Annotated in this window: 11 protein-coding genes and 1 pseudogene; 6 read left to right on the plus strand and 6 right to left on the minus strand. The window is 64.2% G+C overall.

What is annotated here, in order from left to right:
- Nucleotides 1–46 precede the first annotated feature (46 nt).
- On the minus strand, nucleotides 47–418 hold the full coding sequence (locus ACVWZM_RS24280) for an AtpZ/AtpI family protein (RefSeq protein ID WP_028338953.1): 372 nt from the start codon (nucleotides 416–418) through the stop codon (nucleotides 47–49).
- 274 nt (nucleotides 419–692) lie between these two features.
- Between ACVWZM_RS24280 and ACVWZM_RS24285 the strand changes: the two genes are divergently transcribed.
- Nucleotides 693–1,316 (plus strand): 2-hydroxychromene-2-carboxylate isomerase, encoded by a 624-nt coding sequence (locus ACVWZM_RS24285; RefSeq protein WP_057019439.1) that lies wholly within the window; start codon nucleotides 693–695, stop codon nucleotides 1,314–1,316.
- Between the two features lie 30 nt (nucleotides 1,317–1,346).
- Nucleotides 1,347–1,868, plus strand: a complete 522-nt coding sequence (locus tag ACVWZM_RS24290; protein ID WP_456782784.1) for a hypothetical protein — start codon at nucleotides 1,347–1,349, stop codon at nucleotides 1,866–1,868.
- Nucleotides 1,869–2,093: 225 nt separating this feature from the next.
- Here the strand turns inward: ACVWZM_RS24290 and ACVWZM_RS24295 are convergent, their stop codons facing one another.
- Nucleotides 2,094–3,179 (minus strand): IS4 family transposase, encoded by a 1,086-nt coding sequence (locus ACVWZM_RS24295; RefSeq protein ID WP_456851881.1) that lies wholly within the window; start codon nucleotides 3,177–3,179, stop codon nucleotides 2,094–2,096.
- A 201-nt stretch (nucleotides 3,180–3,380) separates the two neighbouring features.
- Here ACVWZM_RS24295 and ACVWZM_RS24300 point away from each other — a divergent pair, with 201 nt between their 5' ends.
- Nucleotides 3,381–3,854, plus strand: coding sequence for a secondary thiamine-phosphate synthase enzyme YjbQ (locus tag ACVWZM_RS24300; protein WP_456815065.1), 474 nt, complete (start codon nucleotides 3,381–3,383; stop codon nucleotides 3,852–3,854).
- Between the two features lie 92 nt (nucleotides 3,855–3,946).
- Here the strand turns inward: ACVWZM_RS24300 and ACVWZM_RS24305 are convergent, their stop codons facing one another.
- The gene (locus tag ACVWZM_RS24305; RefSeq protein ID WP_035631004.1) at nucleotides 3,947–5,611 is read right to left on the minus strand and encodes an MFS transporter; all 1,665 of its coding nucleotides are present in this window, start codon (nucleotides 5,609–5,611) and stop codon (nucleotides 3,947–3,949) included.
- Nucleotides 5,612–5,927: 316 nt separating this feature from the next.
- On the opposite strand from ACVWZM_RS24305, the gene ACVWZM_RS24310 reads away from it, so the two are divergent.
- Nucleotides 5,928–6,602, plus strand: coding sequence for a response regulator (locus tag ACVWZM_RS24310; RefSeq protein ID WP_057019436.1), 675 nt, complete (start codon nucleotides 5,928–5,930; stop codon nucleotides 6,600–6,602).
- A 193-nt stretch (nucleotides 6,603–6,795) separates the two neighbouring features.
- Nucleotides 6,796–7,974: a YncE family protein gene (locus tag ACVWZM_RS24315; RefSeq protein ID WP_456815064.1), complete on the plus strand. Its 1,179-nt coding sequence runs from the start codon at nucleotides 6,796–6,798 to the stop codon at nucleotides 7,972–7,974.
- A 185-nt stretch (nucleotides 7,975–8,159) separates the two neighbouring features.
- Here ACVWZM_RS24315 and ACVWZM_RS24320 read toward each other — a convergent pair.
- From ACVWZM_RS24320 to ACVWZM_RS24330, 3 genes and pseudogenes are all read right to left on the minus strand, one after another.
- A pseudogene (locus ACVWZM_RS24320) lies at nucleotides 8,160–11,670 on the minus strand (PAS domain-containing hybrid sensor histidine kinase/response regulator).
- Between the two features lie 116 nt (nucleotides 11,671–11,786).
- Nucleotides 11,787–13,016: a 5-aminolevulinate synthase gene (hemA, locus tag ACVWZM_RS24325; protein ID WP_057019433.1), complete on the minus strand. Its 1,230-nt coding sequence runs from the start codon at nucleotides 13,014–13,016 to the stop codon at nucleotides 11,787–11,789.
- 185 nt (nucleotides 13,017–13,201) lie between these two features.
- A complete protein-coding gene (locus ACVWZM_RS24330; RefSeq protein WP_026191925.1) occupies nucleotides 13,202–14,266 on the minus strand; it encodes an MBL fold metallo-hydrolase in 1,065 nt (354 codons plus the stop codon).
- 243 nt (nucleotides 14,267–14,509) lie between these two features.
- Between ACVWZM_RS24330 and ACVWZM_RS24335 the strand changes: the two genes are divergently transcribed.
- The gene (locus tag ACVWZM_RS24335) at nucleotides 14,510–15,538 is read left to right on the plus strand and encodes an IS110 family RNA-guided transposase (protein ID WP_057016162.1); all 1,029 of its coding nucleotides are present in this window, start codon (nucleotides 14,510–14,512) and stop codon (nucleotides 15,536–15,538) included.
- Nucleotides 15,539–15,607 lie beyond the last annotated feature (69 nt).

The following is a 15,607-nucleotide window of genomic DNA, read 5'->3' on the forward strand; positions in this document are numbered from 1 at the left end:
TCGTGCCGGTAATCGAATTTCAAATGTCGTGACTTCCCGCCAGCGCTCAGCGCTTGCCCGAGGCCACGCCCGCGGACCTCACCACGTTGACCACCCCGGCGACGAAGCCGAGCAGCGTTAACACGATGAAGCCGAATGGCGACGTCGACAGCAAACGGTCGAACCCCCAGCCAATCGCCGCTCCGACGGCAACGCCCGCGATCAGCTCCGAGGAAAGACGAAAACCGAGCGCCATAGCCGAAGCTCTGGCCGCACTGTCCCCGCTTTCATTACCGGATTGATCAGTCTTGCTCCTGCGGCTGTCGCGAATTTCTGACAACCGATGATCGAGACTTCCGAGCCTTGCGGAAAGCGCAGCTTCGTCAGGAGGCGATTGATCGCGACTTCCATTTGCGCCGTCGTTGGTGTTCTCAGCCATGCTGGAAACACTAACCGATGCCGCGGATGATGGAAATTGCGCCCGTCCCCGTCAAAAGCCGCGCGGACCATACTTACCGCGTCTAATCAAGTCAAGATTGCGTCGTAACCAGTTATTGCTTTGATTCTGCTGGTTTTATTTGGAGATATTCAAGGTCAGAGTGACGCAGTGATCGCAGTGCAACAGCTTGCGTGGCATTGAGCGATATTGCGTGGCTATTCCCGCTCTGCTGGGATCGCCGAAAGTCCCGTCCTCTCACGCAGTCAGGTTCCGCATGTCGCGCCAGATCGATTACTACTTCTCGCTGCAATCCCCCTGGGCCTATATCGGCCACAAGCCCTTCGTTCGACTCGTAAGCACTTACGATCTCAAGGTAAATTACCGGCCTGTGCTGCTGGTCGATCTGTTCTCCGAGACCGGCGGACTGCCGCTCGCCAAGCGCCATCCGGTGCGGCAGCGCTATCGGATGATCGAGTTGCAGCGCTGGCGCGACAAGCGCGGACTGAATTTTCATTTGCAGCCGGCCAACTGGCCGTTCAACGGGCGCCTTGCCGATGGCGTGGTGATCGCGATGCTCGAGGCCGGCCTCGACCCCGAGCCGTTCTTGCAACGGGCCTATCCCGCGGTGTGGGAGCAGCAGCTTAATCTTGCTGATCCTGCGACGCTGGTGAAGCTCGCCGACGATGCCGGTTTGCCCGGCCGGCAGCTGGTCGAGCGCTCGAGCACTGAAGCGATCAGCGCGGCCTATGAGCAGAATCGCCAGAATGCATTGGACGCCGACGTGTTCGGCTCGCCCGGATATGTGCTCGATGGCGAGGTGTTCTGGGGCCAGGACCGGATCGAATTGCTTGAAGACGCGTTGAAGTCAGGCCGTAAGCCCTATAGCTCTGTGGTCTAGGGCAGGAATCAGGTTGAGGCGGAGCAAGCCATGCCCATCGCGATGTCACCGTCGAAATTGTCCATCGCAATTGCTGCCATCCTGATCGCAAGCGGCGCGGCGATCGCGCAAACCGTGCCGGACACCGAGAATGGCCGCTACGCCTTATCACCCGCCGGCGATGGTTTCCTGCGGCTCGACACGCGCACCGGCGCGGTGTCGACCTGCACCAATTCCAGCGCCGGCTGGGCCTGTTACATGGTGCCGGACGAGCGGGCGGCGCTGGATGCCGAGATCGGGCGCCTGCAAGCCGACAATGACAAGCTCAAGGATGAGCTCGCCGCGCGCGCACCGTCGGCCAAGACCGACGAAGCGTTGCCGAAATCCGATCAGCTGAAGAAGCCGGAGCCCAAGACCGAGCCGAAGGTCGCCGAGGGCGAGCGCAAGATCGAGATCCCGCTGCCGAGCGACCGCGACATGGATCGCATGATGTCGTTCGTGGAGCGGGCCTGGCGGCGACTGATCGAAATGGCCAACCGCGTGCAGCGCGACATCAATGGCGGCAAGATTTGATGTTGTGCTGGCGCTGTCTCTCCAGCGTCGTCCCGGCGAAAGCCCATAGGCGCTAAGATAGTTTGATCATAGTCTGATAGTGGCGCTTATGTCTGGGTGGCTCGCGTAGATGTCGCCGGAGAGCGTGACTGGCTCTGCAGAGTAGAGCGATTGCGGGCTGTGGAATGATCGCTTGCCGTAGCGAAGCGACGAGCTGGCGCAGCAGACGCCACGTCACTGGGTGGGTCAGGCGGCGTCGGGCAAGCGGGGAGAGTCTTCGAGTTCGTCGACGAGCGGCTCGAGCAATAGAATGATCAGCAGATGAGCGAGGATATGGGGTCTGGCGGACCGCTCGTCGGTTCCGGGAGGTCCCTTCAGGCCAATCAGGCTTTTCAGCCGCTTGAAGCCGAGCTCAATGCGCCATCGCAGCCGATAGAGGGCGAGGATATCTGCAGTCGTGAAGTCCTCTGGCCTGAGTGAGGTCACCAGGATCACCCAATCTGCGGCGTCAAGTGTTTGCCTGGAGAGCTGATGACCTCCCTTTTGTGCAGTCCGGCGCGCCTTGCGTCGCGCAGCCGCAGCAGCTTGCGCCGGCTTCTTCGCGGCAACCAGACGCACTGCGAGCGGCGGCGCACCTGACTTGCGCTTTATCCAAATCGGCCGATCGATCAGGCCACGCGCCGAGGCGTTGCGCAGTTCGGCAGTGAGGTCAACAAGATTACCTTCGGCATCGAGCCAGCGCGCGCTCTTCCAGCCGGCCCGGATCACGAAGTCTGCATCGGCATCGACGAGATGCGCCATGCGCTCCGGTTGCAGATAGGCGCGATCGGCAAGACGGATCTCACCGGCAACCGCCGGTATCCGATCCAGCGTCTCGCCCGCTCGCTGATCGGTCAGCTCGAAGTGACCAAAGCGCTCCTGCGGAAGATCGAACGCGCTATGGATACGCCACACTGCGTTCTTGTTCCTGCCGCTCGTCCCAGCCTTGGGGACCGTCGTGGCGTCAACAATACGGATCAGACGACCGCGGCTCGCCTTCGGCGCCGCGTCGGCAAGCGCCTGCTCGACCAAGATTGCCAGCCAATCTCCGCACTGACGTAAGCGATACAACAGAGCCACGTTGGAGATATCGACAAGCCCAACCGACGTGGCCCATGCCGCCGTCAACCGCAGCCCTTTCTCACCAAGGCAATAAGCCAAGATCAGGCGCAGCAAGTCGACCGCATTGCTGATCTCCCGCGGACGGACAAACGCCTTCGTCTTGCGCGCGCTAATGTTCAGAGCCTCGGCTCCGCCAAGTCGGGCGACAACGCGCGCCCAATCTTTGTTCACAAGCGATTCGTGTGCCATTCCATCTTGGAATCACAAACGAATCCAAGGCGCAAATCCTATTTTAGCGCCTATGGGCGAAAGCCGGGACCCATACGCCGTAGCCTCTCGATTTCGACGACTCGGAGTTGATATCTCGCGTAACCAATGAACATCGGTGGTTATGGGTCCCGGCCTTCGCCGGGACGACGGTCTAGAGGTAAGATGAGTTCATCGAAGCAAATGTCGCACTCGGCGCCATCCTCCGTCGCGGCAACCAGCATCGTGTCGTCGCGCCTGGCGGTCGAAACGTCGGGCGCCGGCTTTACCGACATCACGCGCGAGGTCGCCAAATTCCTGCGCGAGGCGCGTGCCGGCGAGGGTGTGGTCACGCTGTTCATCCGCCACACCTCGGCCTCGCTGACGATCCAGGAGAATGCCGATCCGACCGTGCTGGTCGATCTGAAGACGGCGCTCGACCGCGCAGCGCCCGAAGACGGCGGCTGGCGTCACGACACCGAAGGCCCTGACGACATGCCGGCGCACATCAAGACCATGCTGACGGCGACCTCGCTGCAGGTCCCCGTGCTCGACGGCGAGATGGCGCTCGGCACCTGGCAGGGCATCTATCTGATCGAGCATCGCGCCCGTCCGCACCGGCGCGAGATCGTGCTGCAATTCATCGGCGCCACGCGCTGACGCGCGCGACCTGTCTTTTAAGACGCGGCCTCCAAATGACTCGGCCGCGGATCGCTCCGCGGCCGATGCAATTCTGATCGCGATGTCGACGGTCAGGTCTTGGTGATGTCGACGTCCTTGGTTTCCGGAATGAACAGCGCGCCGACCACGACGGTGATTGCGGCGAAGATGACCGGATACCAGAGACCGGAGTAGATGTCGCCGGTCGAGGCGGTGATCGCGAACGCGGTCGCCGGGAGCAGGCCGCCGAACCAGCCGTTGCCGATATGATAGGGCAGCGACATCGAGGTGTAGCGGATGCGGGTCGGGAACAGTTCGACCAGCATGGCGGCGATCGGGCCGTAGACCATGGTGACGTAGAGCACCAGGATGAACAGCAGGCCGATGACCGCGGCCACCTGCGGACGGAAGACATCGAACGGGTGCGACATCTTCACGATGCCGGCGTCACCCGGCTTCGGATAGCCCGCCGCCTGCACCGCCGCGAGGATTGCGGGGTTCGACGTCTTGGCGTCCGTATACGGCACTTCCTTGTCGTTGATCAGGATCTTCACCGGCGAGCCGGCCGGGCCCGGCACCGTCGAATATTTCACCGACGATTGGGCCAGGAAGGCGCGGGCGGTGTCGCAAGGCGCGCTGAAGACGCGGGTGCCGACCGGGTTGAACAGATCGCCGCAGCCGGCCGGATCCGCAACCACCTGCACCTTGACAGTCTCATAGGCCTTCTCCAGCGCCGGATTGGCGTTGGTCGTGATCATCTTGAAGATCGGGAACAGCGTGAGTGCGCCGATCAGGCAGCCCGCCAGGATGATCGGCTTGCGGCCGATCTTGTCCGACAGCGCGCCGAACACCAGGAAGAAGCCGGTGCCGAGCAACAGAGACCAGGCGATCAAGAGGTTGGCGGTGTAGCCGTCGACCTTCAGAATCGATTGCAGGAAGAACAGCGCGTAGAACTGGCCCGTGTACCAGATCACCGCCTGGCCCATGGTCAGGCCGAGCAGCGCGAGGATCACGATCTTGGCGTTGCTCCAGGTCGCGAAGGCCTCGGTCAGCGGCGCCTTGGAGGTCTTGCCCTCCTCCTTCATCCGCTGGAACACCGGCGATTCGTTCAGCCGCAGCCGGATCCAGACCGAGATGCCGAGCAGCAGCACCGACACCAGGAATGGAATGCGCCAGCCCCAGTCGGCGAAGTCCTTTTCGCCGGTGAGGGTTCGCGTGAACAGGATCACCAGCAGCGACAGAAACAGTCCAAGCGTTGCCGTGGTCTGGATGAACGAGGTGTAGTAGCCGCGCTTGCCGGGCGGGGCATGCTCAGCGACATAGGTCGCGGCACCGCCATATTCGCCGCCGAGCGCGAGGCCCTGCAGCAGGCGCAGCGAGATCAGGATGATCGGCGCCGCGATGCCGATGGTCTTGGCGTTGGGCAACAGGCCGACGATGAAGGTCGACAGACCCATGATCAGGATGGTGACGAGGAAGGTGTATTTGCGGCCGACGATGTCGCCGACCCGGCCGAACACGATCGCGCCGAACGGGCGCACCAGGAAGCCCGCGGCGAATGCCAGCAACGCGAAGATGTCGCGGGTCGCCGGCGGATAGTCCGAGAAGAACTGCGCGCCGATGATGCCGGCCAGCGAACCGTAGAGATAGAAGTCGTACCACTCGAACACGGTACCGAGCGACGACGCGAGGATGACGAAACGCTCATCCTTTGTCATGCCGGCGGGCCGCGCCGAAGTTGCAGTCATAGTGGACATCTGGATTGCTCCCCCCGAAATATTGCTGCCATGCTCGCCCCCGGCTGGCGGGTGAGGCCCGAATAGGCCCTCGGCTTGAGATGAAGGTAACATCGCAGTGAAACCCGCCCCAATAAGACTTTTGGCCTTTTCAGGATCGAACCTATCTTCTGAAGGAAGAGCAGGATGGAACGCCTCCGCAGGCGTCTATTGCGGCGCACAAGCTGCGCGGGTTAACCGCGTTGGCATCTGGTATTATCAAGCGCTTGCGTGATACTGCCGCGCGGGCGAAAACCGAGCGACGCGGGTTTGCCTAAAGCCCGCTTGTGGGACTGAGATGACTGCTGCTGCCAATACTCATCTTGTCATCGCCGACGACCATCCGCTGTTCCGCGATGCGTTGCGTCAGGCGGTGTCGAGCGTCGTGAGTTCGGCCACGATCAGCGAGGCCGGATCGTTCGAGGATCTGACCGCGCTGCTGGAGCGGGACTCCGAGGTCGACCTGATCCTGCTGGACCTGAGCATGCCGGGGATCAGCGGTTTCTCCGGCCTGATCTATCTGCGGGCGCAGTATCCGGCGATCCCGGTGGTGATCGTATCCGCCAGTGACGATGCCGGGACCATCCGCCGCTCGCTCGACTTTGGCGCTTCCGGTTTCATCCCCAAGCGCTTCGGCGTCGAGACGCTGCGGGATGCCATCATGAAGGTGATGGAGGGCGACGTCTGGGTGCCGCCGGACACCGATCTGTCGGCGGCCGGCGATCCCGACATGACGCGGCTGCGCGACCGGCTGGTGACGCTGACCCCGCAGCAGGTGCGGGTGCTGATGATGCTGTCCGAGGGGCTGCTCAACAAGCAGATCGCCTACGAGCTCGGCGTTTCCGAAGCGACCATCAAGGCCCATGTCTCGGCGATCCTGCAGAAGCTCGGCGTCGAAAGCCGCACCCAAGCCGTGATCGCCGCCGCCAAGATCGCCGGCGGCCAATGGCGCCAGGGCACGCCGCCGACGTAGTCCCGAGCAACTCCAGCTGTGATTTCCGGGCTCGGGCCACGGCATTGCGAGCCGGCGGGTGGCGCGAAAGCGCGCCCGATGGCACGCTTTCGCGAAGCCATCCAGATCCCATTCAAACTGCGCATCGGTCGAAAACCGAGTATCCTGTCCGGCACCGGCCCGTGAGAGGCCGCGTGCTTTTGGGGAGAACGCCATGATTTCCGTCACTCGCGTCGCCGGACTATCTCTGGCTGCGGCAATCCTTCTCGGTACCAGCTCTTTCAATTGCGCTCAGGCCAAGCCCTTCATGATCGTCGGCCTGGACGAGAAGCTGTTGTGGGACGACGACGGCAAGCCGGTGCTGTCCGCGCCCGGCAAGGATCAAGTGCTGATCATCGATCTCGCCGATCCCGAGAACCCGAAGATTGCGGCTTCTCTCCCATTGAAGAACTCGGTAGTCGGCCCCCCGGTCAACGTCGCTATCGATCCGACCGGAACGGTGGCGCTGGTCGCGGATTCGGTCGACGTGGTGAAGGAAGGCGACGCTCTGAAGCAGGTGCCGGATAACAAGATCTATGTGATCGATCTCAAGGCGACCCCGCCCAAGCTGGCAGCGACCATTGCCGGTGGAAAGCAGCCATCAGGGTTGAGCTTCAGTCCCGATGGCAAGATGGCGTTGGTTGCCAACCGCGGGGACAATTCGATCAGCGTACTTTCAGTCAACGGCACTGACGTCAAGATCACGGACACGATATCGATGCCTGACAGTGTCGCACATGTCGCGTTCGCGCCAGACGGCAAGCACGCGCTGGTTGCGCGTTTTCCCGGGCACAAGATATCGGTGCTCGATATCGCCGGCGACAAAGTCACCTACGCCAAGATAGACCTGCCGACCGGCCAATGGCCTTACAATGTGGCAGTGACCCCGAACAGCAAGATCGCGTTGACGTCGGACAATGGCAACTCAGGCGCGTCGGACGGCAGCGTCGACACGGCCAGCGTCATCGATCTCGAAGCGAAGCCGCCGCGCATCATCGATCGCGTGGTGGTCGGCGATGGACCGGAGGGGCTTGGCGTCAGTCCGAAGGGGGATCTCGCAGTCTCGGTGATCCTGCGCGGCTCGAACATGAAGAATGCGTTCTTCCATGAGAAGAACGGCAGCGTCTCGGTCCTGAAGATCGACGGCAAGAAAGTGACCAAGACCGGAGATATCGAAGTCGGCGGACTGCCTGAGGCCGCGGTCTTCACGCCTGACGGAAAATACATCCTGGTCGGGAACTACCTCAGCCAGGATTTCTCGATCCTCAAGGTCGACGGAACCAACGTCACCGACACAGGCAAGCGCTTTCAGGTGCCAGGGCACCCGGCGTCGGCCGGAATGGGGCCGAACTAACCCGACGCTTGGCGATCTTGCTGGAGCATGTGATTTTCGGTTGAGCCGGCCACTGCGCAGGCTCGCTTCACCTCTCGCGCTTGCGGGAGGGAGCGCCGTGTCTTTGCCGTGCCTTCATGATGCGATTCGATCCAGTCGCATCATGATCCAATGCGAGATCCGCGCCTGGATTGCGCCGCCGCGCGCTACTCCGCCGCCACCATCTGCTGGGTGCGCCATTGTCCGAGTAGGGCGCGGAGCGAGGCGGGTTTCACCGGCTTGTTCAGCACCGCGATGTTTTCCTCGCGCGCGGCGGCGCGCACCGCAGGGCTGCGGTCGGCGGTGATCAGGATCGCCGGAATGCCGTCGCCGAAGCGGCGGCGGATCTCGCGGATCGCGGCGACGCCGTTGCCGCGGTCGAGATGGTAGTCGACCAGGACGCCGGTGACGCGGCCACCGGCGGCCTCGATCGCGCTGATCGCGCCGTCGGCGTCGAGCACCGCGATCACCTCGGCGTCCCACGCCGTCAGCAGCGTCTTCATGCCGTCGAGGATGGCAGGATCATTCTCGATGCAGACAATCAGCGAGCGCGCTCATCGGCGTCTTCGACAGGGGCGTGGCGGTGGTGACGGCCGCAGTATGGTTGACCGCGGTCGCGACCGGCACGGTGACCGAGAACGCCGAGCCGCCGCTGACATTGGCCGAGATCGCGATGCGGTGGTTGAGCACCCGCGCCAGCCGCTCGACGATCGACAGGCCGAGGCCGAGGCCGCGGGCGATCCGGGCGCCCTGCTCGAGGCGGTGGAACTCCTTGAAGATCTCGCCGCGCTTCTGCACGGGAATGCCGACGCCGGTGTCGAAGATGCTGATCTGGAGCGTGGTGCCGCGGCGGCGGCAGCCGATCAAGACGCGGCCGCGCGGGGTATATTTGATCGCGTTGGAGATGAAGTTCTGCAGCAGCCGGCGCAGCAGCGAGCGGTCGGATTCGACCGGCAGCGAGCACGGCACGAAGCGCAGGTCGAGGCCCTTGTCGCGGGCGATCGGCATGAACTCGATCTCCAGCGAGCGCATCAGGTCGGCCATCCGGAAGCTCGTGATCGCCGGCGTCATGGCGCCGGCATCGAGCCTGGAAATGTCGAGCAGCGCGCCCAGGATGTCCTCGATCGCCTCGAGCGAGTCGTCGATGTTCTCGACCAGGCGCGAATCCTCGCCGCCGTTCTGGCGCTCGACCAGGCTCGTGACGTAGAGGCGCGCCGCATTGAGCGGCTGCAGGATGTCGTGGCTGGCGGCCGCAAGGAAGCGTGTCTTCGAGGCGTTGGCGTCTTCCGCGATGCCCTTGGCGAGCGCGAGCTCCGAATTCAGCCGCGTCAGCTCCTCGGTGCGGTCGCGCACCCGCTTTTCCAGCGTCGCGTTGGCGCGCTCCAGCGCCTCCGCCGCCTCGAAGCTCGGCGTGACGTCGGAGAAGGTGATGACGAGCCCGCCGCCCGGCATGCGGTTGGCACGCACCTCGATCACCAGATGGCGGTCGGTGAAGCGTTCCAGATAAGGCTCGCCCTCGGTGGTGTAGGCGCGCAGGCGGGCCTGCAGCAGGCTGTCGCCGTCGCCGGACGCAGGCGGACTGATCGCGCCCATGAATTCGAGGATTTCGGACAGCGGGATGCCGAGCTGCACCAGATGCTGCGGCAGCCCCAGCAATTCGGAGAACTGGCGGTTGGAACAGATCAGCTGCAGATCGGCGTCGAACACCGCGATGCCCTGGCGCACGTGATTGAGCGCGGTCTGCAGGATCTCGCGGTTGAAGTGCAGGGCGGCGTGGGAGTCGTCGAGCAGTTTCAGCGCGGCCTTGGCCGACACCGTGCGCCGTTGCAGCAGCAGCGACATCACAAGGCGCGAGGACGCGGCCCCGATCGAGGAGGCGATCAACCGCTCGGCATGCTGCAGCAACTCGAAATCGGCCGGAGCCGACGCCAGCAGCACGATGTTGCGGTCGACGGCGAAGGAGGCGAAGGCCTCGCGGGTGCGGTCGGGGCCGAGATATTGCGTCACCGTGCTCTGGATATCCTCCACCGTCACCGTGGTGCGCCAGCGCCGGAAGCTGGGCGCGATCGGGGCCAGCGCGTTGGGCACGAACACGTCGGCCTGCAACAACTCGATCGAGGACGGCGCGCGCGCCAGCGAGAACAGCACATAGGTGAGGATGTTGAGCGCAAGGCTCCACAGCACGCCGTGCAGCAGCGGCGGCAGGTCGGCGCCGAACAGCGCCTGCGGCCGCAACGCCTCGATCCCGAACGGCCCGTGCTGCAGCAGCATCAGGCCGGTGGTCGAGGTTTCCAGGAAGCTCGGGATGAACAGCGTGTAGAGCCACGTCGCGAAGCCGACCAGCATGCCCGCCATGGCGCCGCGTGCGGTGGCTCTGCGCCAGAACAGGCCGCCGAAGAACGCCGGCGCCAGCTGGGTGATCGCGGCAAACGACAGCAGGCCGATCGCGACCAGCTGGGTATTGCCGAGCGCGCGATAGTAGAAATACGCCAGCACCATGATGGCGAAGATCGAGAAGCGGCGCGCCTTCAGCAGGAAATCGCCAAAGTCCTTCTGGCCGGCGCTGGCGTCGTCGCTGCGCGGCAAGACCAGCGGCAGCACGATGTCGTTGGAGACCATGATCGACAGCGCGACGCATTCGACGATCACCATCGCGGTCGCCGCCGACAGCCCGCCGACGAACACGGCGAGGCTGAGCAATTGCGAATTGCCCTCGATCGGCAGCGCCAGCACGAACATGTCGGCATCGACCGCGCCGAACGGGAAGATGACGAGGCCTGCGATCGCGATCGGAATCACGAACAGGTTGATGGCGATGAGGTAGAGCGGGAACAGCCAGCGCGCCCGGGTGACTTCGGCGGGCGTCGAATTCTCCACCACGCTGACATGGAACTGGCGCGGCAGCAGCATGACCGCGCAGAACGACAGCAGCGTCATGATCAGGAAATTGCCGATCGACGGGACATATTCGATCGCGCGCACCGCCTCCGGCGTCTTCAGGGCACGCTCGTAGAGCTCGACCGGCGAGAACATCCAGAAGGTGACGAAAGCGCCGGCGGCGATGAAGGCGACCAGCTTGACGATGGACTCGGCCGCGATCGCGAGGATCAGGCCGTGCTGGTGCTCGGTCGCGTCGGTGTGGCGGGTGCCGAACAGCACCGCGAACACCGCCATCGCCAGCGTGACCATCAGCGCGATGTCGCCGATCACGGGGATTTTCGAGAACGCCTGGTCCTCGCTCAGGATGGTCTCCAGCGACGCCGCCACCGCCTTGAGCTGCAGCGCGATGTAGGGCACCGAGCCGATGATCGCGATCAGTGCCACTGTCGCCGCCACCGCCTGGCTCTTGCCGTAGCGCGCGGCGATGAAGTCGGCGATCGAGGTGATGTTCTGCGACTTGGCGAGCGCGATCACCCGGCGCAGCAGCGGCGTGCACAATCCGACCATCACGATCGGGCCGACATAGATCGCCAGGAAGTCGATGCTGGTGCGGGTGGCGAAGCCGACCGAGCCGAAGAAGGTCCAGGAGGTGCAGTAGATCGCCAGCGACAGCGGATAGATCCACTGGCTGGCGCGGCCGCGCTCGCCCGGCGAGCTGCGGTCGCCGCGGCTGGCAATGAAGAACAACAATCCGATGTAGGCGAACGCCGTGGCGATTACGCCCCAGTCGTGCAGCATCGCTGCTCATCTCCTGTCCCGGCCGCTGGGGAAGGGCCGGTTGTCAGGATTATAACGCAAAGGACCGGCCGCGCGATGCACGGCCGGCCCAAATTCGGGGTCGGAAGCGGATAGGGTTACTCGGCGGCCAGCGACTTCTGGTGCAGGGGCAGGCCGAGCCGGTCCCAGACCTGGAGCAGCGCCTCGGCCAGCGCGTCGATCAGGCCGTCGTCATGGTAGGGCGAGGGCGTGATGCGCAGCCGCTCGGTGCCCTTGGCGACCGTCGGATAGTTGATCGGCTGGATGTAGATGCCGTGGTCCTCGAGCAGCAGGTCGGAGGCCCGCTTGCACTTCTCGGGATCGCCGACGAACAGCGGCACGATATGGGTGTCGCTCGACATGACCGGCAGGCCGGCGGCGGTCAGGATCGCCTTGGTGCGGGCGGCACGGTCCTGGTGGCGCTCGCGCTCCCAGTTCGAGGTCTTCAGGTGCCGGATCGCAGCCGTCGCGGCCGAGCAGATCGCCGGCGGCAGCGCGGTGGTGAAGATGAAGCCCGGCGCATAGGAGCGCACCGCGTCGATGACCTCGGCGCGGCCCGCGATGTAGCCGCCGAGGCAGCCAAAGGCTTTTGCCAGCGTGCCCTCGACGATATCGATCCGGTGCATCACGCCGTCGCGCTCGGCGATGCCGCCGCCACGCGGGCCGTACATGCCGACCGCATGCACTTCGTCGAGATAGGTCATGGCGCCGTATTGCTCGGCGAGATCGCAGATCTTGCCGAGCGGTGCGACGTCGCCGTCCATCGAATAAAGGCTCTCGCAGACGATCAGCTTCGGCCGGTCGGGACCGGCGGCGATCAAGAGCTCCTCGAGATGCGCGACGTCGTTGTGGCGGAATATCTGGCGTTCGCAGCCGGCCTGGCGGACGCCTTCGATCATCGAATTGTGGTTCAGCGCGTCCGACAGGATCAGGCAGTTCGGGATCAGCTTGGCGAGCGTCGAGATGCCGGTCTGGTTCGAGACATAGCCCGAGGTAAACAGCAGCGAGGCTTCCTTGCCGTGGAGGTCGGCGAGTTCCGCCTCGAGCTGCACCAGCGGATGATGGGTGCCCGCGATGTTGCGGGTGCCGCCGGCGCCGGTGCCGACCCGGGTCGCGGTCTCGACCATGGCACCGACCACCTTGGGATGCTGGCCCATGCCGAGATAGTCGTTGGAGCACCAGATCACGACGTTGCGGCTGCCCTTCGGCGAATGCCAGGTGGCGTGCGGGAAGCGGCCCGCGATCCGTTCGAGGTCGGCAAACACCCGGTAGCGCCGCTCGTCGTGCAGGCGGTTGAGGGCGGTATTGAAGAACTGGCTGTAATCCATCGGCAAACCCAGAAAGCGGAACCTGACCGGAATGACTGCTTCTTCTTAGAGCTTTTCCAGCTCTAATGTCCATGCATTGACCCACATCTGGGCATGCGTCGCAGTTGGGCAAATTGCCCTAGCCGGGGCCGTTCGGCTCGATTTCGGTTCAAATCGCCGGGCGATGCCTTGCCGCCCGGCCGGGTTCAGGTGGTCTTGAAGCGCAGCATGCCGTCGGCGTGCATTTCGGCCGTCAGGCGGCCCTCGACCAGCATGTAATTGACATGGGCGACCAGCTCACCGGCGGCGAAGCCCATCTGGTGCTCGTCCAGCACGTGCTTGTGGAACACCACGGGCACCAGCTCCTTGGAGGTCTGCGGCACCTCGCGGCAGGCCTCGGCGATCAGCCGGCAGCGCTCCTCATGGTGATCGGCGAGCTGCTTGATCCGGGTCTTCAGCCCGTAGAACGGCACGCCGTGGCCCGGCAGCACCATCACGTCGTAGGGCAGGGTGGTGGTCAGGCTTGCCAGCGAGGCCAGATATTCGCCGAGCGAGTTCTGCTCGGGCTCGACCGCCCAGACGCTGACATTGGGCGAGATCTTGCTGAGCACCTGGTCGGCGGACAGGAACAGCTTGTCGGCCGCGCAATACAGCATCACCTGGTCGAGCGCGTGGCCGCCGCCGGTGATCACCTTGAAGCGCCGCGTGCCGATCACGACCTCGTCGCCATGGGTGAGGCGGTGATAGGACGGCGGCAGCACCGACACGCGCTTCAGGTAATCCTGGCCACGGCCGAGCAGCTTCTCGGTGAGGTCCTCGTCCATGCCGTGGCGGCGGAAGAACAGCCGCTGCGCGTTGCGCCGCTCCTCGGTGCCGCGGTTCTGGTGATAGACCGACTGCAGATATTCCACCTGCGACATGAACAGCGGGCAGCCGAAGCGCTCGGTGATCCAGCCGGCGAGACCGACATGGTCGGGATGCGAATGCGTCACGATCAGGCGGGTGACCTTGACGTGTTTCAGCGGCCCCTCGAACAGCGTGGTCCAGGCCGCGATCGATTCCTCGTTGCCGAAGCCGGCATCCACCATGGTCCAGCCGTCGCCGTCGGCGAGCAGATAGATGTTCACATGGTTGAGGCGGAACGGCAGCTTCAGCCGCGCCCACAGCACGCCGGGAGCCACCTCCACGACCTGGTCGTGGCCGGGATGGTTCTCCCAAGGGTATCGCAGTGCCTCCGCCGAGGAGTGCACGGGGTCGGTCTTCGTATGCATGCTACCGGCTTAGCGGCACACGGGCCGCCGCGCCAGCCGAAAAATCAGATAGTCGTCCGGAGAATGGGACGAGAAATCGCCGGAATTCCGTAGATGGGGTAACGGGCCGGCCGCCCGCTCGCTACGGCGCAATTTGGAAGCGCGCTCGCGAGCGGCCTGTTGGTTGGAAGGCGGTCGTCCCTCAAACTGATGGTGTTCAACGGAGTCGGGCAAGCCCGCTCCAAGCATCATTAAGGGACGACCATGTACCACTATGCAGGAATTGACGTGTCTTTGGAATGCTCGAGCGTTTGCCTTGTCGATGGGACAGGCAAGATTTTGCGCGAGACGAAGGTTGCGAGCGAGCCGGCGGCGCTGATCGCCTGGTTCCGGTCGCTGGGTCTGGTACTGGAACGGATCGGGCTGGAGGCAGGCCCCTTGTCGCAATGGCTGTATGCGGGTCTGCGAGACGCAGGGCTTGCGGTCGAGCTGCTGGAAACGCGGCACGTTCGCGAAGCCTTCAAGTCGATGCCGGTGAAGACGGACCGCAACGATGCCCGCCGGATCGCGCAGTTGATGCGGCTCGGCTGGTTCCGGCCGGTGCACTGCAAGTCGGTCGCGGCGCAGGAGACCCGCGCCATCCTGACGGCGCGCAAGCTGCTGCAATCCAAGCTTCGCGATGTCGAGAACAGCCTGCGCGGCATACTTCGCGGTTTTGGCCTGAAGGTCGGTGCGACCACCGAGCGCACGTTCGCCGGACGCATCCGCGAGCTCGTGACCGGCCATCCCGGACTGGAGTTGGTCGCGGCGGCGCTGCTCCAAGCCCATGCGGTGCTGCTGCGGGAGTTCAAGAGCCTGGACAAGCACACCCAGAAGCTCGCCAGGACGCATCCATCCGCCAAGCTCCTGATGACAACGCCGTCCGTTGGTCCGATCGTGGCGCTCACCTATGCCGCGGCGATCGACGACCCGAAGCGCTTCCGCTCCTCGAAGGCCACGGGAGCCCACTTTGGGCTCACCCCGAAGAAGTACCAGTCCGGTGAGACCGACTACACCGGCCGCATCAGCAAGATCGGGGATGCCTCCGTGCGCGAGGCACTCTACCAGGCAGCTCACGTCATGCTGACCAAGCCGGTCAAGAATTGCTCGGCATTGAAGAGCTGGGCGATGCGGATCGCCCGGCGCGCAGGCATGCGCAAGGCCAAGGTAGCGCTGGCTCGCAAGCTCGCCGTGATCCTGCATCGCATGCTCGCCGACACCAAACCGTTCAACCCGATGACCAAGGCCATCTAGCCAGGAGCAGCAATCGGTTCCGGGCGGGCCACGACACCAGGCTCTCCCCGAGCGAAGTCCCTCCGCTGG

It is taken from the genome of Bradyrhizobium sp. USDA 4501, assembly GCF_054062115.1.

Bases quoted from the DNA above. Each gene is read 5' to 3' on its own strand.
- ACVWZM_RS24315 (WP_456815064.1), top strand. From the start codon at position 6,796: ATGATTTCCGTCACTCGCGTCGCCGGACTATCTCTGGCTGCGGCAATC.
- ACVWZM_RS24335 (WP_057016162.1), top strand. From the start codon at position 14,510: ATGTACCACTATGCAGGAATTGACGTGTCTTTGGAATGCTCGAGCGTT.
- ACVWZM_RS24285 (WP_057019439.1), top strand. From the start codon at position 693: ATGTCGCGCCAGATCGATTACTACTTCTCGCTGCAATCCCCCTGGGCC.
- ACVWZM_RS24290 (WP_456782784.1), top strand. From the start codon at position 1,347: ATGCCCATCGCGATGTCACCGTCGAAATTGTCCATCGCAATTGCTGCC.
- hemA (WP_057019433.1), bottom strand. From the start codon at position 13,016: ATGGATTACAGCCAGTTCTTCAATACCGCCCTCAACCGCCTGCACGAC.
- ACVWZM_RS24300 (WP_456815065.1), top strand. From the start codon at position 3,381: ATGAGTTCATCGAAGCAAATGTCGCACTCGGCGCCATCCTCCGTCGCG.
- ACVWZM_RS24280 (WP_028338953.1), bottom strand. From the start codon at position 418: ATGGCTGAGAACACCAACGACGGCGCAAATGGAAGTCGCGATCAATCG.
- ACVWZM_RS24305 (WP_035631004.1), bottom strand. From the start codon at position 5,611: ATGTCCACTATGACTGCAACTTCGGCGCGGCCCGCCGGCATGACAAAG.
- ACVWZM_RS24310 (WP_057019436.1), top strand. From the start codon at position 5,928: ATGACTGCTGCTGCCAATACTCATCTTGTCATCGCCGACGACCATCCG.
- ACVWZM_RS24330 (WP_026191925.1), bottom strand. From the start codon at position 14,266: ATGCATACGAAGACCGACCCCGTGCACTCCTCGGCGGAGGCACTGCGA.